The sequence below is a fragment of the Micromonospora sp. NPDC092111 genome, from assembly GCF_044755745.1.
Classification (GTDB): Bacteria; Actinomycetota; Actinomycetes; order Mycobacteriales; family Micromonosporaceae; genus Micromonospora.
In genome coordinates this window covers 119036-144083 of record NZ_JBIVRQ010000011.1, presented here as the reverse complement: position 1 = coordinate 144083, position 25048 = coordinate 119036, and the positions used below count along the sequence as shown (strand labels likewise).

Annotated in this window: 15 protein-coding genes and 1 pseudogene; 7 read left to right on the top strand and 9 right to left on the bottom strand. The window is 72.6% G+C overall.

Annotated features, from left to right (window positions below; genetic code table 11):
- Nucleotides 1-52: 52 nt before the first annotated feature.
- Nucleotides 53-5107 carry an NAD-glutamate dehydrogenase gene (locus ACIQG9_RS21265; protein WP_400404933.1) on the bottom strand — a complete coding sequence of 1685 codons (5055 nt, stop codon included), beginning with the start codon at nt 5105-5107 and terminating at the stop codon, nt 53-55.
- 288 nt (nt 5108-5395) lie between these two features.
- Here ACIQG9_RS21265 and ACIQG9_RS21260 point away from each other — a divergent pair, with 288 nt between their 5' ends.
- Nucleotides 5396-7357: a penicillin-binding transpeptidase domain-containing protein gene (locus ACIQG9_RS21260; protein WP_400404930.1), complete on the top strand. Its 1962-nt coding sequence runs from the start codon at nt 5396-5398 to the stop codon at nt 7355-7357.
- On the opposite strand, the gene ACIQG9_RS21255 is transcribed toward ACIQG9_RS21260, so the two are convergent.
- From ACIQG9_RS21255 to ACIQG9_RS21225, 7 genes and pseudogenes are all read right to left on the bottom strand, one after another.
- The gene (locus ACIQG9_RS21255; RefSeq protein WP_400405197.1) at nt 7248-7541 is read right to left on the bottom strand and encodes a PT domain-containing protein; all 294 of its coding nucleotides are present in this window, start codon (nt 7539-7541) and stop codon (nt 7248-7250) included. The genes ACIQG9_RS21260 and ACIQG9_RS21255 overlap by 110 nt on opposite strands.
- Nucleotides 7542-8261: 720 nt before the next feature.
- A pseudogene (locus tag ACIQG9_RS21250) lies at nt 8262-9350 on the bottom strand (arginase family protein); the annotation flags it as partial.
- 66 nt (nt 9351-9416) lie between these two features.
- Entirely contained in the window at nt 9417-10340 is a 924-nt protein-coding gene (locus tag ACIQG9_RS21245) for a tetratricopeptide repeat protein (RefSeq protein ID WP_400404928.1), read from the bottom strand.
- Between the two features lie 201 nt (nt 10341-10541).
- Entirely contained in the window at nt 10542-12230 is a 1689-nt protein-coding gene (locus ACIQG9_RS21240; RefSeq protein WP_400404927.1) for a methylmalonyl-CoA mutase, read from the bottom strand.
- 97 nt (nt 12231-12327) lie between these two features.
- A complete protein-coding gene (locus tag ACIQG9_RS21235) occupies nt 12328-12738 on the bottom strand; it encodes an Asp23/Gls24 family envelope stress response protein (RefSeq protein ID WP_400404925.1) in 411 nt (136 codons plus the stop codon).
- Between the two features lie 86 nt (nt 12739-12824).
- A complete protein-coding gene (meaB, locus tag ACIQG9_RS21230) occupies nt 12825-13760 on the bottom strand; it encodes a methylmalonyl Co-A mutase-associated GTPase MeaB (protein WP_400405195.1) in 936 nt (311 codons plus the stop codon).
- A gap of 239 nt (nt 13761-13999) precedes the next feature.
- Nucleotides 14000-15193, bottom strand: coding sequence for an acetyl-CoA C-acetyltransferase (locus tag ACIQG9_RS21225; RefSeq protein ID WP_400404922.1), 1194 nt, complete (start codon nt 15191-15193; stop codon nt 14000-14002).
- Nucleotides 15194-15255: 62 nt separating this feature from the next.
- On the opposite strand from ACIQG9_RS21225, the gene mce reads away from it, so the two are divergent.
- The 5 genes from mce to ACIQG9_RS21200 all read left to right on the top strand — a co-directional run bounded on the left by mce (nt 15256) and on the right by ACIQG9_RS21200 (nt 23178).
- Nucleotides 15256-15732: a methylmalonyl-CoA epimerase gene (mce, locus tag ACIQG9_RS21220; protein ID WP_400404920.1), complete on the top strand. Its 477-nt coding sequence runs from the start codon at nt 15256-15258 to the stop codon at nt 15730-15732.
- A gap of 722 nt (nt 15733-16454) precedes the next feature.
- Nucleotides 16455-17810, top strand: coding sequence for a crotonyl-CoA carboxylase/reductase (ccrA, locus tag ACIQG9_RS21215; RefSeq protein WP_400404917.1), 1356 nt, complete (start codon nt 16455-16457; stop codon nt 17808-17810).
- A gap of 277 nt (nt 17811-18087) precedes the next feature.
- Nucleotides 18088-19353 (top strand): DivIVA domain-containing protein, encoded by a 1266-nt coding sequence (locus ACIQG9_RS21210; protein ID WP_400404914.1) that lies wholly within the window; start codon nt 18088-18090, stop codon nt 19351-19353.
- Between the two features lie 177 nt (nt 19354-19530).
- Nucleotides 19531-21771, top strand: a complete 2241-nt coding sequence (locus tag ACIQG9_RS21205; RefSeq protein WP_400404912.1) for a hypothetical protein — start codon at nt 19531-19533, stop codon at nt 21769-21771.
- A 228-nt stretch (nt 21772-21999) separates the two neighbouring features.
- On the top strand, nt 22000-23178 hold the full coding sequence (locus ACIQG9_RS21200; protein ID WP_400405193.1) for an AI-2E family transporter: 1179 nt from the start codon (nt 22000-22002) through the stop codon (nt 23176-23178).
- A gap of 283 nt (nt 23179-23461) precedes the next feature.
- Here the strand turns inward: ACIQG9_RS21200 and ACIQG9_RS21195 are convergent, their stop codons facing one another.
- A complete protein-coding gene (locus ACIQG9_RS21195; protein WP_400404909.1) occupies nt 23462-23797 on the bottom strand; it encodes a hypothetical protein in 336 nt (111 codons plus the stop codon).
- Nucleotides 23798-24193: 396 nt separating this feature from the next.
- Between ACIQG9_RS21195 and ACIQG9_RS21190 the strand changes: the two genes are divergently transcribed.
- The gene (locus ACIQG9_RS21190; RefSeq protein WP_400404906.1) at nt 24194-24991 is read left to right on the top strand and encodes a helix-turn-helix transcriptional regulator; all 798 of its coding nucleotides are present in this window, start codon (nt 24194-24196) and stop codon (nt 24989-24991) included.
- Nucleotides 24992-25048 lie beyond the last annotated feature (57 nt).

Here is a 25048-nt window from a genome sequence, read left to right as displayed (position 1 = left end):
ACCGCGCCTCCGGCGGGACCGGGTCCCGCCGGAGGCGCCTGCCGGGTGCCGGTCAGGCCGCGGCGGAGGTCCGCACCAGGGTACGGATCTGGCGCAGCAGCACCGACAGCGAGGCGAGGTCCGCCCGCGACTCGTCGAACTCCCCCATCGCCCGGTGCGCCCGGTGGATCGAGGTGGCGTTCGACTGTTCCCACTGGAGCACCCGCTCCTGTGCCGGCAGGCTGTCCGGCGTGGAGTCGAGCACCTCGGCGGTGAGCGCGGCCAGCGCGGCGTACAGGTCGTAGCGCAGCGCCATCCGGGCCAGCGTCTGCCAGCGGTCCTCCCGTGGCAACAGGGAGATCTTCGACAGCAGGGAGTCGACCCGGAAGCGGTCGGACAGGACGAAGTAGACCGACGCCACCTCGCCGACGTCCCGCCCGCTGGCCGCCGCCGTCTCCACCACGTCCAGCAGGCCGAAGCTGTACATCAACCGGGTCGCCAGCTCGGCCAGCCCGTGCGGCAGCCCCCGGCCCGCCATCGCGTCGATGTGCGCCTTCAGCGACTCCCGCTCGCTGCCGTAGAAGCGCTCCTCCAGGTTCGGCAGGAGCTGGGCCACCCCGTCGCGGAGCCGGGCGATCTCGGCCGGCACGTCGATCGGCGAGCGCCGGTTGGTCACCAACCAGCGCACCGCCCGGTCCAGCAGCCGCCGGGTGTCCAGGTAGACGCTGGTCTGCAACTCCGGCGAGACCCGGTTGTCCAGCGCCTCGACCGCGTCCCACAGCTCGCGCAGCCCGAAGACCTCCCGGACCACCACGTACGCCCGGATCACGTCCGCCGCCGAGGCGGCCGTCTCCTCGACCACCCGGAAGACGAACGAGATGCCGCCCCGGTTGATCGCCTCGTTCACCAGGACCGTGGTGACGATGTCCCGGCGCAGCCGGTGCTGGGCCATCCGGTCGGCGAACCGCTCGCGCATCGGCGTCGGGAAGTAGTTGACCAGCACGTCGGTCGTCCACTCCTCGTCGGCGAGCCCCTCGGTGAGGATCTCCCGCTCCAGCACGATCTTCACGTACGCGAGCAGCACCGCGAACTCCGGCGCGGTCAGCCCGGACTCGGTGCGGACCGCCAACTCGTCGTCCGTCGGCAGCGCCTCCAGCGCCCGGTCGAGCTGACCGGCCCGCTCCAGCTCGCTGATCATCCGGCGGTGCACCGGCAGCAGCGAGGCGGCCTGGGCCTGCGAGTTGTTGACCGCGCGGGCCTGGTCGTAGTTGTCCCGCAGCACCAGCTCGGCGACCTCGTCGGTCATCTGGGCCAGCAGCTCGTCCCGCTCGGGAACGTCCAGCGCGCCGTCCGCGACCGACGTGTTGAGCAGGATCTTGATGTTCACCTCGTGGTCGGAGCAGTCCACCCCGGCCGCGTTGTCGATGAAGTCGGTGTAGATCCGGCCCCCGGCGAGCGCGTACTCGATCCGGCCGAGCTGGGTGAAGCCCAGGTTGCCGCCCTCGCCGACGACCCGGCAGCGCAGGCTGCGGCCGTCCACCCGGATCGCGTCGTTGGACTTGTCGCCCACCTCCGCGTTGGTCTGGCTGGACGCCTTCACGTACGTGCCGATGCCGCCGTTCCAGAACAGGTCCACCGGAGCGGTGAGGATCGCCTTCATCAGCTCCTGCGGACTCACCTGGGTGACGTCGTCGTCCAGCCCGATCGCCGCCCGCACCTGCGGGGTCACCGGGATCGACTTGGCGGTACGCGGGAAGATCCCGCCGCCCGCCGAGATCAGCGACGCGTCGTAGTCCTCCCAGGACGACCGGGACAGCTCGAACAGTCGCCGGCGCTCGGCGTACGAGCGGGCGGCGTCCGGCTCCGGGTCGATGAAGATGTGCCGGTGGTCGAACGCCGCCACCAGCCGGATGTGCTCGCTGAGCAGCATCCCGTTGCCGAACACGTCGCCGGACATGTCGCCGACGCCGACCACGGTGAAGTCCTGGGACTGGGTGTCGTGGCCCAGCTCACGGAAGTGCCGCTTGACCGACTCCCAGGCGCCCCGGGCGGTGATGCCCATCTTCTTGTGGTCGTAGCCGGCCGAGCCGCCGGAGGCGAACGCGTCGCCCAGCCAGAAACAGTGCGCGGCGGAGATCTCGTTGGCGATGTCGGAGAACGTCGCGGTGCCCTTGTCCGCCGCCACCACCAGGTACGGGTCGTCGGCGTCGTGCCGCACCACGTCCACCGGCGGGACGATCTCACCGGACACGATGTTGTCGGTGACGTCGAGCATCGCGCCGACGAACTCCTGGTAGCAGGCGACCGCCTCGTCCCGGTCCCCCGGCTTCTGCTTCAGCACGAAGCCGCCCTTGGCGCCCACCGGCACGATCACCGCGTTCTTCACCATCTGCGCCTTGACCAGGCCCAGCACCTCGGTGCGGAAGTCCTCACGCCGGTCGGACCAGCGCAACCCGCCCCGGGCCACCGGCCCGAACCGCAGGTGCACGCCCTCGAACCGGGGCGAGTACACGAAGATCTCGAACTTCGGCCGGGGCGCCGGCAGGTCCGGGATCGCCTGCGGGTCCAGCTTGAACGCCACGTACGACTTGGGCCGCCCGCCGGTGCGCTTCTGGTAGAAGCTGGTCCGCAGGGTGGCCTGGATCAGCGTCAGGTACGAGCGCAGGATCCGGTCCTGGTCGAGGCTGGCCACGTCGTCCAGCGCGGCGCCGATCGCGTCGACCAGCGCGGCGCTGTGCTCGCGGCGCTGCTCGGCGGTCCGCTCACCCGGGGCGAACCGGACCTCGAACAGCTCCACCAGCAGCGCGGCGATCCGCGGGTACGCGATGAAGGTCTGCTCCATGTAGTCCTGGGAGAAGACCGTGCCGGCCTGCCGCAGGTACTTCGCGTAGGCCCGCAGCACCACCACCTGTCGCCAGGTCAGCCCGCCGCGCAGCACCAGCTCGTTGAAGCCGTCCACCTCGGCCTCGCCCCGCCAGGCGGCGGCGAAGGCGTTCTCCACGTGCGGGCGCACCTCGGCGAGGTCCTGGTGCCCCTCGGGCAGCCGCAGGCCGAAGTCGTAGAGGAAGACCCGGCCGTCGATCCGGTCCACCTCGTACGGGTGCTCGTCGACCACCCGTACGCCCAGCGAGTGCAGCACCGGCAGCACGGCGGACAGCATCATCGGCTCGCCGTACCGGTAGACCTTGAACCGGACGTCCATCGCCTCGTCGAGGTCGGCGTCCCGGTGCGCCGGCCGCTGGGCGAGCTGCTTGCGGAACAGGTGCATCTCAAGCTGGCCGGGCTCCTCCAGCAACTCCAGCTTGGCCAGGTCCTTCATCGCCTCGTACGGCGTGTGCCCGTCCTTGTAGCCCTCCGGGAACGCGTCGGCGTACCGGGCGAACAGGTGCTTGGACTGCTCGTCGCCGAGCTTGCGCTCCAGCACCAGCCGGTAGTCGTCGTCCCAGAGCCGGGTCGCGTCGGCCAACTCCTCGGCGAGCAGGTCGGCGTCGATGTCCCCGGGCGGGCTGGTCGGGTCGGTCCGGACGATGAAGTGCACCCGGGCCAGCATCGACTCGGTCACCCGGGTGGTGTAGTCCACCCCGACACCGTTCAGCTCGCGCAGCAGGATGTCCTGCATGCGCAGCCGGTTCTGGGTGGTGAACCGGTCCCGGGGCAGGTAGATCAGGCAGGAGATGAACCGCCCGTACGCGTCCCGACGCAGGAACACCCGGAGCTGCCGGCGACCGGCCATCCGGAGTACGCCGATCACCGCGTGGTACAGGTCGTCGGTCTTGATCTGGAACAGCTCGTCGCGCGGGTAGGTCTCCAGGATCTGGAGCAGGTCCTTGCCGGAGTGACTGCGCTGGCTCAGGCCGGAGCGGTCCAGCACCTCGGCGACCTTGCGGCGGACCACCGGCAGCTCCCGGACGCTGGTCCGGTACGCGGCGGTGGAGAAGAGACCGAGGAAGCGCCGCTCCCCGACCACCTCACCGGCGTCGTTGAAGATCTTGAACCCGATGTAGTCCAGGTAGGCCGAGCGGTGCACGGTGGCCCGGGAGTTCGCCTTGGTGATGATCAGCAGGCGCTTCTCCATCACCTTCTCGTGCGCCTCCGGCGTCATCGACGACAACGCCCGCGCCTCCGGCGAGTCCGACCGCAGGATGCCCAGGCCGGTGCCGAGCACCGCCTCCAGCGCCGGGCCGCCCTCCCCACCGGTCTCCACCAGCCGGTACTCGCGGTAGCCGAGGAAGGTGAAGTGGTCGTGGGCCAGCCAGCGCAGCAGCTCCACCGAGTCGGTGATGTCCTTCTCGGGCACCGGTGGACGGTTGTCGGAGGTCCGGGCCGCGGCCAGCTCGTCGGCGAGCGCCAGGGACCGCTGCCGCATCTTCGGCCAGTCCTCGACGGCCTCCCGGACGTCGGTGAGCACCCGTTGCAGCTCCCGACGCAGCTTCTCCCGCTCGTCGGCGTCCCGGACCGGGTCGATCTCGATCCGCATCCAGCTCTCGACCAGGTCGCCGGCGATCGCGTCGTCCGGCTCCACGTCGGCGGAGACCTCGGTCAGCCGGCCGAGCGGCTCCCGCCGGACCACCACCAGCGGGTGCACCAGCAGGTGCACGTCCAGGTGGTGGGCGTTGAGCAGGGCGGTGACCGAGTCGACCAGGAACGGCATGTCGTCGGTCACGATCTCGACGACGGTGTGGTGCTGGTCGGCGTCGGGTGAGTGGATGCGCAGCTTCAGCTCGCCGGGCACCCGCTGCTGGGCCAGGTCGCGGTGCGCCCGGGCCGCGTCGAGCATCTCCTCGGCGGTGAAGCCGATCAGCTCCTCGTCCGGTGCGAACCGCCAGAAACGCCCCACCAGGGTCGCCGCGTCGTGGTCCTCACCGGCCAGCGCCACCGCCTGCGCCACCAGGCGCTCCGCGTTGGGCACTGGTTCGTCGAGCTCCGCGTCCTCCACGTCGTCACCGAGGGCCTGCCCAGGCAGACCCAGGTCGTAGAGGGTGTCGATGCTCGAACCGGTCATCCCGGTCACTCCTGTGTCGAGCCGGCCGTAGCCGTCCCCGTCGGTCGCCGAATCGAAGCTGTCGTCCCGGCCGGTGTCAGCCTGCCGGAGGTCGGGTCCCGGTTTGATCGCCGGACGCCGGTCCATCGGTGCCACTCCCCTCGACCCACCGCGTTGTGGGTCACTCTGCCGCCAAGCCTAGGCCCTACCGATCTGTGCGATCGTCGGCGGACCCCGGCCGGACGTCCGGTTTCGGGACTCTGTCCTTTCACCCGTTGCAGATCCATGGTCGGCCGGCTGCCGAGTACCCCGACTCGGGATGTTCATCACACCTCCCGGCCCACCACTTCCCCGCCGACGCCCGCTCGGGGCGGTGCGGGGGACAGCCGGGGACTAGCGTGGCGGGGCAGCCCGCGACCCGGAGGTGCCAGCTCCATGCTCCTGTCGTACCCGCATCGTCGGCCCCGCACGCCCGCCCGGCGCGGCCTGGCGGCCCTGGCCGTCACGGCGCTGGCGGCCGGTGCCCTCGTCGGGTGCTCCTCGGCCGACGGCCCGGAGGGCGACCTGGACGCGTTCCTCGCCGGGTGGCGCTCCGGCAACCTGGACAGGGTCGGCTTCGTCGACCCGACCGGGGCGCGGCTGCCCGCCTCGACGGTCGTCGAGGAGATCAGGAACCTCTCCGGCGACCTGGCCGCCACGCCGCCCGAGCTGCGCCGCGCCGGCGACGCCACGGTCACCAAGAACGTCGCCACCGCCACGGTCACCGTGCGGTGGGCGCTGCCCGGCGGAGCCACCTGGGCGTACGAGCGGCCGGTCCGGCTACGCCAGGGGGGCGGGGACGACCAGTGGCAGGTGATCTGGGAACCCCGGTTGGTGCAGGAGCAGTTGGAGCGGGGCGACCGGCTGGCGCTGCGCCGCACGGCGAGCCCCCGGGCCGGCGTGCTGGACGCTGCCGGGCAGCCGATCGTGGCACCCCGCCCGGTGGCCCGGATCGGGGTGCAGCCGAGCGAGGTCACCGACGCGAAGGCGCTGGTCGGGCGGCTCGACGCGGCGTTCAAGGCGGTCAAGCCGCCGATCAGCCCCCCGGTCGACCTCGGCGACCTGCCGCAACGTCTCCGGGACGCGAATCCGGACGCCTTCGTCGAGGTGGTGACGTTGCGGGACGAGGCGTACCGGCAGATCCGATCGCGGATCTACGACCTCCCGGGCACGAAGTTCCGCGCCGAGAAGGTCGACCTCGCCCCGACCCGGGAGTTCGCCCGCGCCCTGCTCGGCACGGTCGACGAGGCGCAGGCCGACGACCTGGCCGCCCACCCCGACCGGTACGCCAAGGGCGACCTGGTCGGCCACGGCGGCCTCCAGGGCCGCTACGACGAGCGGCTGCGCGGCACCCCGGGGACGACGGTGGAGGTACGCCGGCCGACGCCCGAGGGCACCGCGACCACCGTCGCCGAGGTGTTCCGGCAGGAGCCACGCGCCGGTGACCCGGTCCGCACCAGTCTCGACGCGGCGACCCAGAACGCCGCCGACGGCGCGTTGCGCGGGGAGCGGCGGCGGGCGGCGCTGGTGGCGGTCCGGGTCGGCGACGGCACGGTGCTCGCCGTGGCCAACGGGCCCGGCGCGGCCGGGGAGAACCTGGCCTTCACCGCGCAGGTGCCACCCGGCTCCACCTTCAAGACGGTGAGCGCCCTCGGCCTGCTGGACCGAGGCGCGGTGACCGCGCAGACCCCGGTCGACTGTCCGAAGACGTTCACCGTGGACGGCCGGTCGTTCAAGAACTCCGACGACTTCGCCCTGGGCAGGGTGCCGTTCCGCACCGACTTCGCCAAGTCCTGCAACACCGCCTTCGCCGCGCTGGCCCCGAAGCTCGGCCCGGACGGGCTGGCCGTGACCGGCCGTACCCTCGGGCTGGAGGGGCAGTGGGATCTCGGCGTGGACGCCTTCACCGGCACAGTGTCCACCGGCGGCGGCCCGACCGAGCAGGCCGCCGCCGCGATCGGCCAGGGCACCACCGTGGTCAGCCCGCTGGCCATGGCGGCTGCCACCGCCGCCGTCGCCCGGGGCCGTTTCGCGCAGCCGAAGCTGGTCCTCGACCCGCTGCCCGCGAAGCCGGCCGAGCCCGGCCCCGAGCTGGGGGCCGAGTCGGTGGCGGCGCTGCGGGCGATGATGCGCGAGGTGGTCACCGCCGGCACCGGCAAGGCCCTCGCCGACGTCCCCGGCGGCCCGGTGTACGGCAAGACCGGCACCGCCGAGTACGACAACGACCCGGCCCACACCCACGCCTGGTTCATCGGCTGGCAGGGCGACGTCGCGTTCGCGGTCTTCGTGGAGCAGGGCGGGTCGAGCACGGCCAGCGCCGTCCCGATCGCCGAACGCTTCCTCCGCGCCCGCCCCTGACCCGCCCAGCGGCCAGTCGGCCGGCCGGTCGGCCAGTCGGGCGGCCGGCCGGTCGGCCAGTCGGGCGGTCGGCCGGGCGGCCGGTCGGCCGGGCGGCCGGTCGGGCGGGCGGGCGGCCGGTCGGGCGGCCGGTCGGGCGGGCGGTCGGTCGGGCGGCGGGCGGCGGGCGGCGGGCGGCGGTCAGGCGGTCAGGCGGTCAGGCGGTCAGGCGGTCAGGCGGTCAGGCGGTGATCAACTCCGTTGTGGCGATGTGGCGGTATCGGAGCGGTCGGGATACCGCCACATCGCCACAAGCGTGTGGATCATGCCGGCGCCCGCTTGTCGTGCGGCACCGGCAACGTGAACGGGGCCGGCCGAGGCGGACCGGGAGCGGTCAGGCGATGCCGGCGGCCGGGTGGGATCCGCCGGCCGGAGGTGACGACAGCCCGCCACCGGGCGGCGCTTCCTCGCCGGACGGCACCGCGCGTCGCAGCAGGCCCGGCCCAGCGGCGGCGGGCGGCCCGACCGGCTCGACCAGGTCGACCAGATTGACCGGCCCGACCGGCCCGACCGGCTCGACCAGGTTGACCGGCTTGACCGGCCCGACCAGGTTGACCGGCCCGGCCGGCTTGACCGGCTCGACGGCGATCGCCGGTGCCGGGACCACACCGCGCGCCGACCCCGGCTCGGCTCCGGGCGACGTCGGCACCCGACCGTCCCCCACCCCGGGCACCCCAGCCACGCCGGCCTCGCTACCGGCCCGACCGGCGGACACCGGCACGACCGACAGGTCCACGCCGGTCGGCCTGGCGACGGCAGCGGCAGTGGACCGGGCGACGGCCGAACCGGCCAGCCCAGCGACAGCCGAACCGGCCAGCCCAGCGACAGCCGAAGCACTGGACGCCACGACGGCAGCGGTAGGCCCGGCGACAGCCGAGGCACCGGGCCCGGCGACGGCGGAGGTCGGCCCGGCGACGGCGGAAGCGGTGGGCTCAGGGCCGATGGCGGGGACCGCCACCGGGGCCGGCCTGCCGCCACGTCCCTGCGCGACGGGCCGCTGCGGCGGTGGGGACGGCAGCAGCCGGGGCGGGACCGCCTCCGGCGCGGAGACCGGGGCCAGCCCGGCGACGATCGTGTTGACGATCTCGGCGGCGTACGAGCCGTCCGGATCGTAGTCGGGGTCGAAGACGGTCAGCTCGACGCCGAGGCAGTGCGGGGTGTCCACCAGACCGGCGAGCAGGATCTCCAGTTCGGCGAAGGCGATCCCGCCGGGGTCGGGGGCGTCCACGGCCGGCATCACCGCCGGGTCGAGCACGTCCACGTCGATGTGCACCCAGTAGCCGGCGCAGTCCGCCAGTTGCTCGTGCGCCCACTGGGCGGTGCGCGCGGCCCCCTCGGCACGCAGCGCCGGCACCGGTCGGGTGGTGATCCCGGCGGCCTGGAGGTCGAGCCGGTACTCGTCCTGGGCCCGGATGCCGAGCACCACCACGTCGATGTCCCGGAAGTATGGTCGCCGACCCTCGATGGCGGCCAGGTCGGCCTGCCCGCGCCCGGTCACCAGGGCGAGATCCTCCCCGGCCGCCGCGCCGACGTACGAGGCGTTGCCGGGATGCCGGAAGTCGGAGTGGCCGTCGACGAAGACCAGCCCGATCCGCCCGCCGACCGCCTCACCGAGCCGGTGCATGGCCAGCGCCGAGCCGAGCAGGACCGAGCAGTCCCCACCCAGGACCAGCGGGAACTCACCCCGGTCGATGATCGCGCCGATCCGGTCGGCGAGCGCCACCGAGTAGCCGGAGATCTCCCGGGCGTGGCAGACCCCGTCGCCGGGACGCCAGTCACCCGGGTCGTACCGGGGCGGGGTGAGGCAGCCGGCGTCCCGGGCCCGCAGCCGGGCCAGCAGCTCGTGGTCGCGCAGCGAGCCCGGGGCCTTGCCGCAGCCGGGGACGGAGGTGGAGGTGGGTGGGCGCAGGCCCAGGTTGGTCGGCGCATCGAGGACGGCGATCCGGCGCATCATGGGCTCCCGTCCTCGATGGTCGGGCGGGCCGGCCGGAACGCCGGCCCGCGCTGGCGTGCTACGAACTCAGAACAGGGCGCTGGCCAGGGCGCGCCGGGCCGAGGCCACGGCGGGGTCGTCCGGGCCGGCGATGGTGAACAGCGAGACCAGGTGTTGGCGTACCTTCTCCCGGTCGTCGCCGGCGGTCCGCCGGACCAGCCCGACCAGCCGCTGGTACGCCTGCTCGGCGAGGCCGCTGAGCACCTCGACGTCGGCGGCCAGTAGCTGGGCCTCGACGTCGTCGGGGTTGCCGTGCGCGGCGGTGAGGGCCGCCTGCGGGTCCGCGCCGGCGACCCGGCGGGCCACCCCGACCTGGGCCAGGCCGGCCTCGGCCGCGGCGTCCGCCGGGGACTCGGCCAGGATCTTCCGGTACGCCTGCTCGGCGGCGTCCAGGTCGCCGCTCATCAGCGCGTCGTCGGCCTCGTCGAGGCGCGGGTCCTCCGGCTCGGCGACGGCGACGCCACCGGCCTTCAGCACGGCGGAGAGCCACTGGCGTAGCTGCGCCTCCGGCACCACGCCGGAGAAGGCGTCGACCGGCTGGCCGCCGACCACCGCGTAGACCATCGGGATGCCCTGCACCCGGAACATCTGGGCGATCCGCGGGTTGGCGTCCACGTCGACCTTGGCGAGCACCCAGGACCCGTCGCCCTCGGCGGCCAGCCGCTCCAGCACCGGGGAGAGCTGCTTGCACGGCTCGCACCACTCGGCCCAGAAGTCCACCACCACGGGTGTGCTCAGCGAACGCTCCAGGACCTCGGCCTGGAAGGTCGCCTCGGTCACCTCGATCACCGCGCCGCCGCTGGCGGTGGCGGGCCCACCGGGCACGCCTGCGGGCGGGCCGGACTGGGTCGGTGTGCTGGGACGGGAACTGGCCGGGGCGGTGCCGCGCAGCGCGCTGAGGTCGACCGCGCCGCGGGTGAAGATCGACGAGGTGATCCGTGGGTCGCTCATGGTTACCTAGTCTCGCACGTGTCGCGCGGAACTCAGATCAGCCGCGACGCCGACAGTTGCGACTCTCACCCCCAGCTCACCACCCCCACCACCCCGCTCCCGGCACCCCTCCGCGATCCGGCCGTGGCCGCCCTCGTTATGCGGCGGTCCGCCCCCTTTTCCGGGGCCGGATCCGCAGGATCGCGGAGGGGTGGGGTGCGGTCAGAAGCGGGCGGGCTCGCGGTAGGTGCCCCACTCGGCGCGGAGGGCGTCGCAGACCTCGCCGAGGGTCGCCTCGGCGCGGACCGCGTCGAGCATCGCCGGGATCATGTTGCCGTCGGTGCGGCCGACCTCGACCATCCGGGCGAGGGCGGCGCTGACCGCCGCGTCGTCGCGGGCGTCCTTACGCTCGGCGAGCACCCGCCGCTGCTCCAGCTCCACCTCGTGCGAGATGCGCAGGATCTCCAGTTCCTTGGCGACCGTGCCGGTGTGGCAGTTGACGCCGACGATCTTCTTGTCGCCCTTCTCCAGCGCCTGCTGGTAGACGAAGGCCGACTCGGCGATGTGGCCGGTGAACCAGCCGTCCTCGATACCGCGCAGGATGCCGGAGGTCATCGGGCCGATCTGGTGCGGGCCCTCGCCGCCGAGCTGCCGGATCCGGGCGAAGATCTCCTCCGCCTCGGCCTCGATCCGGTCGGTCAGCGCCTCGACGTACCAGGAGCCGCCGAGCGGGTCGGCCACGTTGGTCACCCCGATCTCCTCCATCAGCACCTGCTGGGTACGCAGGGCGATCTCGGCGGACTCGTCGGTGGGCAGCGCGAGGGTCTCGTCCAGGGCGTTGGTGTGCAGCGAGTTGGTGCCGCCGAGCACCGCCGCGAGCGCCTCGACGGCGGTCCGCACCACGTTGTTGACCGGCTGCTGGGCGGTCAGCGACACCCCGGCGGTCTGGGTGTGGAACCGCAGCCAGAGGGCCTTCTCGCTGGTGGCGCCGTAGACGTCGCGTAGCCAGCGGGCCCAGATCCGGCGGGCGGCGCGGAACTTGGCGATCTCCTCGAAGAAGTCCACGTGCGAGTCGAAGAAGAAGCTCAGCCCCGGGGCGAAGACGTTGACGTCCAGCCCGCGCGAGAGCCCCAGCTCGACGTAGCCGAACCCGTCGGCGAGGGTGTACGCCAGCTCCTGCGCGGCGGTCGAGCCGGCCTCCCGGATGTGGTAGCCGGAGACCGACAGCGGCTTGTAGCGCGGGATCTCGGCGGCGCAGTATTCCATCAGGTCGCCGATCAGGCGCAGGTGCGGCTCGGGGTCGAAGAGCCACTCCTTCTGCGCGATGTACTCCTTGAAGATGTCGGTCTGGAGGGTGCCGTCCAGCCTGGACAGGTCGATGCCCTGCCGCTCGGCGGCGACCAGGTACATGCAGAAGACCGGCACCGCCGGGCCGGAGATGGTCATCGAGGTGGTGACCCCGGCCAGGTCGATGCCGTCGAACAGCACCTCCATGTCGGCGGCGGAGTCCACCGCGACCCCGCAGTGCCCGACCTCGCCGAGCGCCTGCGGGTCGTCGGAGTCGCGGCCCATCAGCGTCGGCATGTCGAACGCGACGGAGAGCCCGCCGCCACCGGCGCCGAGGATCATCTTGTAGCGCTCGTTCGTCTGCTGGGCGTTGCCGAATCCGGCGAACTGCCGGATCGTCCAGGCCCGGCCCCGGTAGCCGGTCGGGTGCAACCCCCGGGTGTACGGGAACTCGCCCGGCCAGCCGATCCGTTCGAAACCGGGGTACGCGGCACCCTCCGGCGGCCCGTACACCGGGTCCACGGTCATCCCGGACAGGGTGGTGAAGTCCGCGTCCCGCTTGCGCGCGGCGTCGTAGCGGGCCTGCCAGCGTGCCCGTCCGGCGGCGATCTCGTCGGCGTTCATCCGCGGAGCTCCTCCTCGAGTCCTCGACTGAGACCGAGTGTAGAACGGGAGACTGAACGATCGCTAAGGATGTTCGTACCAACCGGTAACTCCCGGCTCAGACGGAGGGCGGCGCACCGCCCATCGCCACGTCGTCCACCCGGATGTTGATCTCGTCGGCGCGCAGCCCGTACGCCTCGACCGCCGCCGTCACCGCGATCCGCACCGCCTCCGTCACCTGCGGCACCGGGTGACCGGCGGCGATCACCAGCACCAGGTTGACCACCGCCGCGCCGTTCGTGACGTGCGCCGAGCAGCCCCGCCGGGCGTCACCGACCTGGTCCAGCCCGACCTTGTCCAGCACGGCGTTGAAGAACCGGGCCACGTCGCCGCCGAGTTCGGCCACCCCGGGCACCGACTTCGCGGCGGCCACCGCGATCTTCTCCACCACCTCGTCGGAGACCTGCGTCGTCCCGCCCGCCACCGCGTCCGGCGTCACCGACAGCTCCTGCGTCACCTCGTCCGCCATCTGTCCCCCAGCTACCCGTCGCACCGCCCCACGGGTCCGTGGAGCGGTGCGAGCGTACTCGTTGGCGACGGTCCGCTGTGGACGACTCAGGAGCCGAGCTGGGCGAGCAGTTCGTCCGCCGCCGCGTACGGGTCGAGGGAGCCCTCGGCCACCTTGGCGGCGAGCGCCGGCAGCTCCGTACCGTCGCGCAGCGAGCCGATCCGGGCGCGCAGGACGCCCAGCGCGATCGCCTCGATCTCGGCGGCGGCCCGCGCCTCCCGGCGGCGGCGCAGCTCGTCGTGCTGCTCCAGCCAGCCGCGGTGCTTGTCGATCGCGGCGGCGATGTCGTCGATCCCCTCGCCACGCGCGGCCACCGACCGGACCACCTGCGGACGCCACTCGCCCGGCCCACGCTCACCCAGCGCGATCATGCCCTGGATGTCACGCACGGTGGCGTCGGCACCATCCCGGTCGGCCTTGTTGACCACGAAGACGTCGGCGATCTCCAGGATGCCGGCCTTGACCGCCTGGATCGCGTCGCCCATCCCCGGGGCGAGCAGCACCAGCGTGGTGTCGGCCAGCGAGGCCACCTCGACCTCCGCCTGACCGACGCCGACGGTCTCCACCAGCACCACGTCGCAGCCGGCGCCCTCCAGCACCCGCACCGCCTGCGGGGTCGCCGCCGACAGCCCGCCGAGATGGCCCCGGCTGGACATCGAGCGGATGTAGACGCCCGGGTCGGTGGCGTGGTCCTGCATCCGGACCCGGTCGCCGAGGATCGCCCCACCGGTGAACGGGCTGGACGGGTCGATGGCCAGCACGCCCACCCGGTGCCCCCGCGCCCGCAGCGCCCGGACCAGCTCGTTGGTGGTGGTCGACTTGCCCACTCCCGGCGAGCCGGTCAGCCCCACCACCTGGGCCTGCCCCGCGTACGGCGCCAGCGCCGCCGCCACCTGCGGCAGCGCCGCGTCACCGGACTCGACCAGGGTGATCAGCCGGGCCACCGCGCGCGGGTCACCCGCACGGGCCCGCTCCACCAACATGGGTACGTCCCGACTGCGGCGCACCGGGACGGCGGCCGGGGCCGGGGCGTTCTCGACACTCACGGAGCCACCTTCGCTCGCGACTGCGGGGCTCGCAAACCCGGCTCACTCCTCACACTCACCGGGTCACCTTCACTCGCCGACTCGCAGCGCGCCGACCCGGCTCACTCCTCACGCTCACCACGCCGTCTCCGCCCACGACTGCGCGGCGCGGCGGACCGGGTTCCTCGCTCCCACGGTCAGCTCTCGGAGCCGGCCGGCACGTGGATGATCAGCGCGTCGCCCTGACCGCCACCGCCGCAGAGCGCCGCCGCGCCGGTGCCGCCACCGCGCCGCTTCAGCTCCAGCGCGAGGGTGAGCACCAGCCGGGCACCGGACATGCCGATCGGGTGGCCCAGCGCGATCGCGCCGCCGTTGACGTTGACCTTGTCGGCACCGACCCCGAGGTCGCGCGCGGACTGGATGCCCACCTGCGCGAACGCCTCGTTGATCTCGATGAGGTCGAGGTCGGTCACGCTCAGCCCGCCCTTGCGCAGGGCGTGCTGGATGGCGTTGGAGGGCTGCGAGTGCAGGGAGTTGTCCGGCCCCGCCACGTTGCCGTGCGCGCCGATCTCGGCCAGCCAGGTCAGGCCCAGCTCCTTGGCCTTGGCCTTGCTCATCACGACCACCGCGGCGGCACCGTCGGAGATCGGCGAGGAACTGCCGGCGGTGATGGTGCCGTCCTTGGCGAACGCCGGGCGCAGCTTCGCCAGCGACTCGACGGTGGTGTCCGGGCGGATGCCCTCGTCCTCGCTGATCACCAGCGGGTCGCCCTTGCGCTGCGGGATGCTCACCGGGGCGATCTCGTCGGCGAAGTGCCCGTTCTTCTGTGCGGCGGCGGCCCGCTGGTGGCTGGCCGCGGCGAACGCGTCCTGCTCCTCGCGGGTGATGCCGTGCCGCGCGCCGTGCCGCTCGGTCGACTCGCCCATCGAGCAGCAGTCCCAGGCGTCACTGAGCCCGTCGAGGGCCATGTGGTCCTTGATCGTGACGTCGCCGTACTTGTAGCCCGAGCGCTGGCCCAGCAGCAGGTGCGGGGCGTTGGTCATCGACTCCATGCCACCGGCCACCACGATGTCGAACTCGCCGGCCCGGATGAGCTGGTCGGCCAGGGCGATCGCGTCCAGCCCGGAGAGGCAGACCTTATTGATGGTCAGCGCCGGGACGGACATCGGGATGCCGGCCTCGACAGCCGCCTGGCGGGCCGGGATCTGGCCGGCACCGGCCTGGAGCACCTGCCCCATGATCACGTATTGCACCTGCTCGGGGGCGACCCCGGCGCGCTCCAGCGCGGCCCTGATCGCGACGCCGCCGAGCTTCGTCGCCGGGAGGTCCTTGAGGTTGCCCAGCAGCCGCCCCATCGGGGTCCGCGCGCCGCTGACGATCACCGAAGCCACTGCCTGCCTCCGAGGGGGTGCCGACCTGTACGCCTTAACGATTATTCGGTCAGACTAGCGCCATGGCTGAGAACTCCCCCGTCGAGCCCGCTGCCGACTTTGTCACAGACATCGGCCTGCGCCGCATCGACCACGTCGGGGTCGCGGTCGCCGACCTCGACGCCGCGATCGACTTCTACCAGCGCACCTTCGGCATGCGTTGCGTACACACCGAGACCAACGAGGAGCAGGGCGTACGCGAGGCGATGATGGCGGTGGGGCCGACCGCCGAGGGCGGCTGCGTGCAACTCCTCGCCCCGCTGTCGCCGGAGTCGACCATCGCCAAGTTCCTCGACCGCAACGGCCCCGGGGTACAGCAGGTGGCGTACACGGTCGCCGACATCGACGCGGCCTGCGCGACGCTGCGCGAACGCGGCGTACGACTGCTCTACGACACCCCGAAGCGGGGCACCGCCGGGTCCCGGGTCAACTTCGTCCACCCGAAGGCCGCCGGCGGCATCCTGGTGGAACTGGTCGAACCGGCCGCCAACCCCCACTGACCTCACCCACCCACCGCCCACTCCCACCCCACCCACCCCGCCTCCCAGCCCGGGTGCTGGACGCCGACGCCCAGCACCCGGGCCCACCACACCAGTTCACCCCGCCCACCGCGCCGCCCTACGCGCCGCCCTACGCGCCGCCCTACGCGCCGCGCCGCCCTGCTGCACGTCGCCCTGCGCCCGCGCCCTCCGCCACGTGCCCCGCCACCCGACCACTTGGCCGCCACACCTGGCCCACCCGTGTTGATCAAGAGGTTTGCGTCAATTTCCGAGCCCACTCGCGCACAAACCTCTTGATCAACACGGCGCGGAACGCGGAGCGCGGAACGCACGGCGCGGAGCGCGGAGCGCGGAACGCACGGCGCGGAGCGCGGAAGGCACGGCACGGCGCGCGGAACGCACGGCACGGGCGCAGGGCGCGGAACGCACGGCACGGAGCGCGGAACGCAGGGCGCAGGGCGCGGAGCGTGGGGTGGGGTGGGGCATCCCCGGGGGGCGTGCGGCAGTGCGCGGTTCGGCGCCCCCATGGGCAGCTCCACGCATCGGCCAATGCAGTTTTTCACAGGAGGCTTCCCGACCCTAGCTACCGTTCAGTAACGTCCGCCCCCACGGGAGCGGCCGGTGCCGGTTGTGTCGATTGCCGACATGGTGGCGGGTCGCACCGGCGCCGACGATGGCGGCACCCCTGCCCCGGTACGGGTGCGGACGAACGGGAGGTCACCGTGCAGGACATCCTCGAAGCGATCATGGCGGCGGAAGGCTCCGGCCAGCCGGAGCGGGAACTCGCCGGCCTCGCCGGACTGCCGGTGCCGGAGACCTACCGGGGCGTGGTGGTACGCGCCGAGGAGGCCCGGATGTTCGACGGGCTGGCGACCCGGGACAAGGATCCCCGCAAGGCCCTGCACGTGCAGGAGGTGCCCACCCCGGAGCTGGGGCCGGGTGAGGCGCTGGTCGCGGTGATGGCCAGCGCGATCAACTACAACACCGTGTGGACCAGCATCTTCGAGCCGCTGCCCACCTTCAGGTTCCTCCAGCGCTACGGCCGGCTCTCCGAGCTGACCCGCCGGCACGACCTGCCGTACCACGTGGTCGGCTCGGACGCGGCGGGCGTGGTGCTGCGGACCGGGCCGGGGGTGACCCGCTGGCGGGCCGGCGACGAGGTCGTCGCGCACTGTCTCTCGGTGGAGTTGGAGGACGCCGCCGGCCACGACGACACGATGCTCGACCCGCAGCAGCGGATCTGGGGCTTCGAGACGAACTTCGGCGGGCTCGCCGAGTTGGCCGTGGTCAAGGCCAACCAGCTCATGCCCAAGCCGCGTCACCTGAGCTGGGAGGAGGCGGCCAGCCCCGGTCTGGTCAACTCCACCGCGTACCGGCAGTTGGTGTCCCACCACGGGGCCGACATGAAGCAGGGTGACGTGGTGCTGATCTGGGGCGCGTCCGGTGGGCTGGGCGGCTACGCCACCCAGATGGCGCTGAACGGCGGCGCGATCCCGGTCTGCGTGGTCTCCTCGCCGGAGAAGGCCGAGCTGTGCCGGGCGATGGGCGCCGAGCTGGTCATCGACCGGGCCGCCGAGGGCTTCCGGTTCTGGTCCGACGAACACACCCAGGACCAGGACGAGTGGCGCCGCTTCGGCGAGCGGATCCGGGAGCTGACCGACGGCGAGGACCCGGACATCGTCTTCGAGCACCCCGGCCGGGAGACCTTCGGCGCCAGCGTCTACGTCGCCAAGCGCGGCGGCACGATCGTCACCTGCGCCTCGACCAGCGGCTACCAGCACCAGTACGACAATCGATATCTGTGGATGCACCTCAAGCGGATCGTCGGCAGCCACTTCGCCAACTACCACGAGGCGTGGCAGGCCAACCGGCTGGTCGCGCTCGGCAAGGTGCACCCGACGGTGTCCAGGACCTACCCGCTGGAGCAGACCGGTCAGGCCGCGTACGAGGTGCACCGCAACGCGCACCAGGGCAAGGTGGGGGTGCGCTGCCTCGCCCCCGCCGACGGGCTCGGCGTGCGCGACCCCGAGTTCCGCTCCCGGCACGAGCGCGAGATCAACCGGTTCCGGGGGCACTGACCCGTCCGGGTGATGCCGGCTCCCCTTTGCGGCGAGGAGGACATTGCCTTTCCGTCGAGGCCGCCGGACCCCCATTCGAGTACGGCCGGACAAAGAGCCACGGGCGGTGCCCGTGGCCCTTTTCCCGTTACTTCGCGTGACGACAGCCCGGCCCGGACCTGCCAAGATCGCCATTCGGTCCGGACCGCCGGGAGGACCCGGTGGACCATGTAATGAGGACACGAAAGCTCGGCACCGCTCTTGCGAACGCCCCCGGGTGGTCTGCAAGTATGTCCCAATGCCCCAGCAGCAGTCCTCCCCTCTCGCGTTCTTCGATAACGCGAACTCGCAGCCAGATTTCACGGTCGGCCTGCGCGGATACAACACCCACCAGGTAGACGACTTCCTCGGCCGGATGACGGCCGCGCTGACCCAGTCGGAGCAGGCCCGCGCCGAGGCCGAGCAGCGGATGAACGACGCCCAGCGCCGGCTCCGCCAGGCCGAGCAGCGGCAGGCCGCGCTTGAGCAGAAGCTCACCGACACCAACAAGCAGCTTGAGGAGAACAGCCGGCCGACCCTCTCGGGTCTCGGCACCCGGGTCGAGCAGATCCTCCGGCTGGCCGAAGAGCAGGCCAACGACCACCGCAACGAGGCCAAGCGCGAGTCGGAGGGGATCCTCTCCGCCGCCCGGCTGGAGGCGCGGGAGATCACCGACAAGGCGCGCGCCGAGGCTGCCGCGATGAAGGCCACCGCCGAGCGGGAGGCCGGCAGCGTCCGCACCGTCGCCGAGCGGGAGGCCGCCGAGGCCCGGGTGCAGGCCCGCCGCGAGGCCGACACGCTGCGCGCCGACGCCGACCGGGAGACCAAGCAGCTCCGAACGGTCACCGCCCACGAGGTGGCGGAGCTGAAGTCGACCGTGGAGCGGGAGGTGGCCACCCTGCGTGCCACCGCCGAGCGGGAGATCACCCAGCAGCGGGCGAAGGCCGCGCGGGAGGCCGAGGAGAAGCGCGCCGAGGCGACCAAGCTGCTGACCGACGCCCGCGACAAGCGGGACAAGGACCTCCAGGCCCTGGAACTCCAGCTCGCCGAGCGTCGGGAGAAGGCCGAGCGCGAGGAGTCGGAGCGGCACGCCGCCCAGGTGTCGCAGACCCAGAAGCTGGTCGGCGAGGCCGAGCAGCGCGCCCGGGCCGCCCAGGAGCGGGCCAAGGAGATCGAGCAGCGGGCCGAGGCCCGCCGGGTCGAGTCGGAGCGCACCGCCAACGAGACCGTCGACAAGGCCAAGGCGCTGTCCGAGAAGACCCTCAACGAGGCCAAGGCCGAGGCGAAGCGGCTGCTCACCGAGGCGCGTACCGAGGCGGACCTGACCACCCAGGCGGCCCGCCGCGAGGTGGAGGACCTCACCCGCCAGAAGGACGCCGTCACCTCCCAGCTCGGCCAGATGCTCTCCGGCCTCGCCGGGATCGTGCCGGGCGTGCCCGCCCAGCAGCAGGCCGCCACGCCGGCCAAGCCGGAGCCGGCCAAGGCCGACGCCGAGGCGCGGGCCACCGCGGAGACCGCCAGCTGACCCACCTCACCGACGGGGCATGAGTCACGGCGCGGGGTGACACCGGGTAACCGGTGACGCCCCGCGCCGTAGGCGTTTCCCACCCTGTGACACGGACGCGCCCACCACAGTGAAGTAGCTCCCAACGGCGGCGTCCGTATCGCCCCAGCAGGGCCGGATGCGTGTGAGGATGGGGGCATGTCGCACGGCGAGGAACTGTTCGCTCTCGGCGGGGACGTGACCACGGAGCCCAGCTTCGAGTCCGCTCTGCGGGGATACGAAAAACGGCAGGTCGACCGGTACGTCGCTCGTGCGGAGCACGAGATCACCACGCTGACGGCCGAGCGGGAACAGGCGTACACACAGATCCACAAGCTGGCCGGTCAGGTCGAGCACCTCCAGCGTGATCTCACCCAGGTGCGTAAGCAGATCGGCGTGGTGGACCGCGCCTCGTTCAAGCACCTCGGCCCCCGGGTCGAGCAGATCCTCGCCCTCGCCGAGGAGCAGGCGGAGGCCATCCTGGTCGCCGCCAACGAGGAGATCGAGGCCCGCCGGGCCGCTGCCGAGCACATCATCGACGAGGCCCGCGAGCAGGCCGCCAAGGCGCTCAAGGATTTCGAGATCGCGCTCGCCGCCCGGCGCGCGGAGGAGGAGCGGCACACCACGGCCCGCAAGGCCGAGGCGGACGCCGCGGTCCGGTCCGCGAAGGAGGAGGCCGCCCGGCTGCGTACCACCGCCCAGGACGAGTCGACCCGGCTGCGTACCACCGCCCAGGAGGCCCTGAACAAGGCCCAGCAGGAGGCCACCCAGCTCCGGGACACCGCCCGGGAGATCCACAACCGGGCGCAGCAGGAGGCGACCAAGCTGCGCGAGACGGCCAAGGCGGCGCTCGCCAAGGCCACGCAGGAGGCCACCCAGCTCCGGGACGCGGCCAAGGAGGTGCACGCCAAGGCGCAGCAGGAGGCGAAGCGGCTCACCGAGACGGCGGCCGAGGCCGGCCGGGCCACCCACGCCAAGGCGCTCCAGGAGGCGAAGCGGATCACCGACGACGCCGAGGGCGCGGCGAAGGCGACCCGGGGCCGGGCCCGGCAGGAGGCGCACCGGCTGACCACCGAGGCGGCCGACGCGGCCACCCGCACCCGCGCCGAGACCGAGGCGTACGCGCAGCGGATGCGCACCGAGACCGAGGCGTACATGCAGCAGTCCCGCGCCCAGACGCAGCAGGAGCTGGGTGCCTGGCGCGCGGGCGTGGAGGAGGAGGTCAACGGCCGGCGGGAGGCCGCCGACCGGGAGCTGGCCCAGCGCCGCGCCGCCGCCGAGCAGGAGTTCGCGAAGCGCCGCGACGAGCTGGACAAGCAGCACAAGACGCGGCACGACGAGCTGGAGTCGAAGCACAAGACCCGGCACGACGAGCTGGAGCTGGCGCACACCACCCGGCAGGGCGAGCTGGAGCGGGAGTGGACCGCGCGGCGCAACGAGATCGAGCAGGGCGCGGCGGAGATCCGCCGGGCCGCCGAGGCGGACGCGCTCACCATTCGCCGGCAGGCCGAGGAGGAGACCGGCGCGCTGCGGCAGCGGGCCGAGAAGGAGACCACCGCGCTGCGCCAGCGGGCCGAGAAGGAGACCACCGCGCTGCGTCGGCAGGCCGACGAGGAGACCACCACGCTGCGGCAGCGGGCCGACGAGGAGACCACCGCCCTGCGCCAGCAGGCCGAGAAGGAGTCCGCCGAGAAGCGCCGCAAGGCCGACGAGCACGTCGCCGCCTCGCGCCGGCAGTTCGAGGAGTACGCGGCCACCACCCAGCAGCACCTGGCCACCACCCAGCAGCACCTCGCCGCCACCCAGCAGGAGGCGGCGGCCAGCCGCCAGCAGCTCGCCCAGGTGATGCTGGAGATCGCCCAGGCCCAGCAGCAGCTCGCCGACCTGCGGCAGGAGACCTGGCAGTCGCGGCAGGAGCACGACGAGGTCGAACGGCAGCTCACCGAACTCCAGATGCGGAAGTTGACCGCCACCCCGCTCGACGTCATGCCGACACCGGACGGCAACCGGCCCGGGGCCGGCCCGCTCGGCAACGGTAGGCGGCCGGAGCCGGTCCTCGCCGCCGACGGCGGGACGGAGCCGCTCGTGGGCGCGGCGAGCCCGGCCGCGAACGGCGCGAAGCCCCCCGCCGACCCGACCGTCAACGGCACGGAGATCGTGGTGGAACCGGCCACCGACGGCGCGAAGCCGAAGGGGGAACCGGTGACCACGGTGGACGACGGTACGGCCGGCGCCGAGTTGGACGGCGAACCGACGGTGGCCGCCGTCCCGGGCACCGGCGGCCGGGAGGCCACCCCGACGAAGATCACCAGTACCGGTGAGAACGGCAAGCGGCCGTCCAAGCCGACCACCGACGAGCGCAGCGCCAAGCCGAGCACGGTGACCGTCGAGTCCGAGTGACCCGGGGTGGCCGGGGACCCCCGGCCACCACTACCCTGCGAGCAGGGGTCCGCACGCTCGGTGTTCCGGCGGCGGACCGGGTGACGTTGCTCCGGTGGCCAGCGCCGGAGCGGGACCTGGGGAGGTCCGGTGGCACAGGACGGCCCGGCACGCGACGACGCGGCCCGGGACCCCGCCGACGCGGGCGGGTCGACGGCCCGACCTCCGGCGGGCGTACGGGACGTCGACATGACCGAAACGGGCCGGACAGGCACGGGCCGGACAGGCACGGGCCCGACGGACGGCGACGCGACAGAGTCGGACCCGACGGGCGTCGACCCGACGGAGTTCGAGGCGGCCGGGCCGGTGGCCACCGGCTCGGGGCGGTTCGGCCGGCCCGGCCGGCCGCTGCGCCGCAGCAGCTTCCTGGTCGGCTTCACCGGCGCGCTCGGCGTGCTGCTGGCGTACACGGTCTATCTGGGGGTCCGCAACGCGGCGGGGATCCTCGTCCTGGTGGTCATCGCGCTCTTCCTGGCGGTCGGGCTCAACCCGGCGGTGGTGCGGCTACGCCGCTGGGGGCTGCCGCACGGCCTGGCCGTGGCACTGGTCGTGCTCACCCTGCTGCTGCTGATCGCCGCCGGGCTGGTGGCGCTGGTACCGCCGGTGATCACCCAGACCGGCCAGTTCATCGACCAGTTGCCCAGCTACGTCGAGGAACTGCGGCGCAACCGGACCGCCAACGACCTGGTGGTGCGCTTCGACGTGATGGAGCGGGTGCAGGCGCTGGCGAACGCGGACACCGTCGGCCGGGCGCTCGGCGGGGTGCTCGGCGGCGCCCAGTTGATCTTCGGCACCATCTTCCGGGCGCTCACCGTGCTGGTGCTGACCATCTACTTCCTGGCCTACTTCGACAAGCTGCGCGACCTCGGGTACGCGCTGGTGCCCCGGTCCCGCCGGCAGCGGGTCAGCCTGATCGGCGACGAGATCCTGACCAAGGTCGGCGCGTACATGGTGGGTGCGCTGAGCATCGCGGTGCTGGCCGGCGCGACCACCTTCGTCTTCGCGCTGGTCGTCGGCCTGCCGTACCCGTTCGCGCTGGCCGTGGTGGTGGCGGTGACCGACCTGATCCCGCAGATCGGCGCCACCCTCGGCGCGGTGATCGTGAGCCTGGTCGGGTTCGCTACCGGGCTGCCGATCGGCATCGCCTGCGTGGTCTTCTTCGTGATCTACCAGCAGGTGGAGAACTACCTCATCTACCCGAAGATCATGCGGCGGTCGGTGGAGGTCAACGAGGTGGCCGCGCTGCTGGCCGCGCTGCTCGGGGTGGCCCTGATGGGCGTGGTCGGCGCGCTGATCGCCATCCCGGTGGTCGCCGCGCTCCAGCTCATCCTGCGCGAGGTGGTGCTACCCCGGCAGGACGCCCGCTGACCGGACCGGTCCGGCCACAGGCATCACTCCCCCTCCCTCGACCCGATGCCTTCGGCGACTCGCCCCGGCACCACCGGGCCGCCACCGGGCCGCGCCACCGGACCCCGACACCGGACCCCGCCACCGGGCCGCGCCACTGGGCCGCGCCACCGGGCCGCCACAACATCCAGGTTGTAGTGGCATCGGCCGGCCACGGAGGCCACTACAACCTGGATCGAGCACGATCTTGGGCCGGTGGGTGGGAATGGACCCGGCCGGGCCGGCGGGTGGAGGTGCCCGAGCCTCACGGCGGGTCACCCACGATCGGCCGGCGGTACGGACCCCAGGCCACGAACCGTTGGAACAGGTCACGCGGTGCTGGGCCGTCGTGCGGGTTGAGGTGGTAGAGGTCGTGCATCGCCTCGTACATCAGCCCGGCAAGGTAGATGGACAGGGCCGGCTGCCTGTCCCCGTACTCGGCGCGTAGCAGCAGGCGGGCCTCGGGGCACGGCCAGGGCTGGCCGTCGGCGCGACAGAACCACATCGGGCGCAGCGGAGTGTGCGGGACGTTGTTCCCGCACGGCCGGGGCCGGTCCGGGTGCGGACCCAGCCGGGCCGTGGGGAGCTGGTTGAAGATCACGACTGACCTCCGTCGTAGGTCCGACTGAGCTGCCCCAGTGTCAGACTGCCGGCCCGCCCGGGGGTCTGGCAGGGATAGACGCCCGTGTGCTGGAGGCTCCAGTCGGGAGCGCAGCTCGCGTGCACCCGGGCGGGACGCCGAGGCTTACGCCGGAACCATCGGACACGCATGTCAACCTCCTCGATGGTGGGAAGGGGCCGCTCCCTCCGGGGGTGTGGCGGGAGCGGCCCCGGCAGGACCCGCCCCTCCTCGCACAGGACCGGATCCGCATAGGTGACAGTCTGGTTAGGAGGGCGCTACTCTCGATACGCGCTCGCAGCATCTGCGCAGGTCAGCGTGCCAGGTGAGCTGCATTGGGAGACTCTCCGGCAAGCCTGAGCAGATTGTGGGCAATCCATGGGAAGCGTTACCGACTACGTGTTGGGCGAGCTGCGCCGGTTCCGCACCAGGCTGGGCGTGAGTCAGGACGAGTTCGGCCGGGCCATCGGCTACTCGGGCTCGCACGTCAGCTCGGTCGAGACTGGTGGTCGGGCACCCACCGACGGGTACATGAGCGCGATCGACGTGCACTACAAGACCGACGAACGCTTCGGCCGGATGCTACGTGAGCTGGCCCGACTCGATGTCGCGCCGACCTGGCTACGGCAGTGGATCGAGTTCGAGCGGGAGGCGACCACGTTGCGGTGGTTCGAGCTGTCCTACCTCCCCGGACTGCTTCAGACCGAGCGGTACGCCCGCGCCACGCTGGCCGGCGGACGGTTCACCGCCGACGAGGTCGACCGGATCGTGACGTCCAGACTGGACCGCCAGACGATCCTGGGCAGGGACAGGCCGCCGCAGCTCATCGCCGTGTTGGACGAGGCGGTGCTCCGCCGGCCGGTGCTCGATCAGCCGGGATTGATGGCGGAACAGCTCGACCACCTGGTCGACCTCGCGGGCGAGGAGCACATCCAGGTGCACGTCGTACCGGTGGATGCGGGCATGTACCTGGGGCTGGCCGGTCAGTTCATCATCGCCGAGCTGCCCGACGGTGCCCGGGTCGCCTACGCGGACAACCAGCTCAGCGCACAAATCGTCGATGCGCCTGGAGATATTGCTAGGCTCGCGAAGACGTGGGAGATAGTCAGGAACGAAGCTCTCCCCCGCCGGCAGTCAATCGAGCTGATCAAGGAAGTGACGAAGTCATGGACCTGATGACCCCGCAGTGGCGGAAGTCGACGAAGTCCGGTGGCAACGGTGGGGCTTGCGTCG

Excerpts from the sequence above, each read along its gene's own strand:
- ACIQG9_RS21265 (WP_400404933.1), bottom strand. The coding sequence starts at position 5,107 with ATGGACCGGCGTCCGGCGATCAAACCGGGACCCGACCTCCGGCAGGCT.
- ACIQG9_RS21260 (WP_400404930.1), top strand. The coding sequence starts at position 5,396 with ATGCTCCTGTCGTACCCGCATCGTCGGCCCCGCACGCCCGCCCGGCGC.
- ACIQG9_RS21245 (WP_400404928.1), bottom strand. The coding sequence starts at position 10,340 with ATGAGCGACCCACGGATCACCTCGTCGATCTTCACCCGCGGCGCGGTC.
- ACIQG9_RS21240 (WP_400404927.1), bottom strand. The coding sequence starts at position 12,230 with ATGAACGCCGACGAGATCGCCGCCGGACGGGCACGCTGGCAGGCCCGC.
- ACIQG9_RS21235 (WP_400404925.1), bottom strand. The coding sequence starts at position 12,738 with ATGGCGGACGAGGTGACGCAGGAGCTGTCGGTGACGCCGGACGCGGTG.
- meaB (WP_400405195.1), bottom strand. The coding sequence starts at position 13,760 with ATGTTGGTGGAGCGGGCCCGTGCGGGTGACCCGCGCGCGGTGGCCCGG.
- mce (WP_400404920.1), top strand. The coding sequence starts at position 15,256 with ATGGCTGAGAACTCCCCCGTCGAGCCCGCTGCCGACTTTGTCACAGAC.
- ACIQG9_RS21210 (WP_400404914.1), top strand. The coding sequence starts at position 18,088 with ATGCCCCAGCAGCAGTCCTCCCCTCTCGCGTTCTTCGATAACGCGAAC.
- ACIQG9_RS21205 (WP_400404912.1), top strand. The coding sequence starts at position 19,531 with ATGTCGCACGGCGAGGAACTGTTCGCTCTCGGCGGGGACGTGACCACG.
- ACIQG9_RS21200 (WP_400405193.1), top strand. The coding sequence starts at position 22,000 with ATGACCGAAACGGGCCGGACAGGCACGGGCCGGACAGGCACGGGCCCG.
- ACIQG9_RS21190 (WP_400404906.1), top strand. The coding sequence starts at position 24,194 with ATGGGAAGCGTTACCGACTACGTGTTGGGCGAGCTGCGCCGGTTCCGC.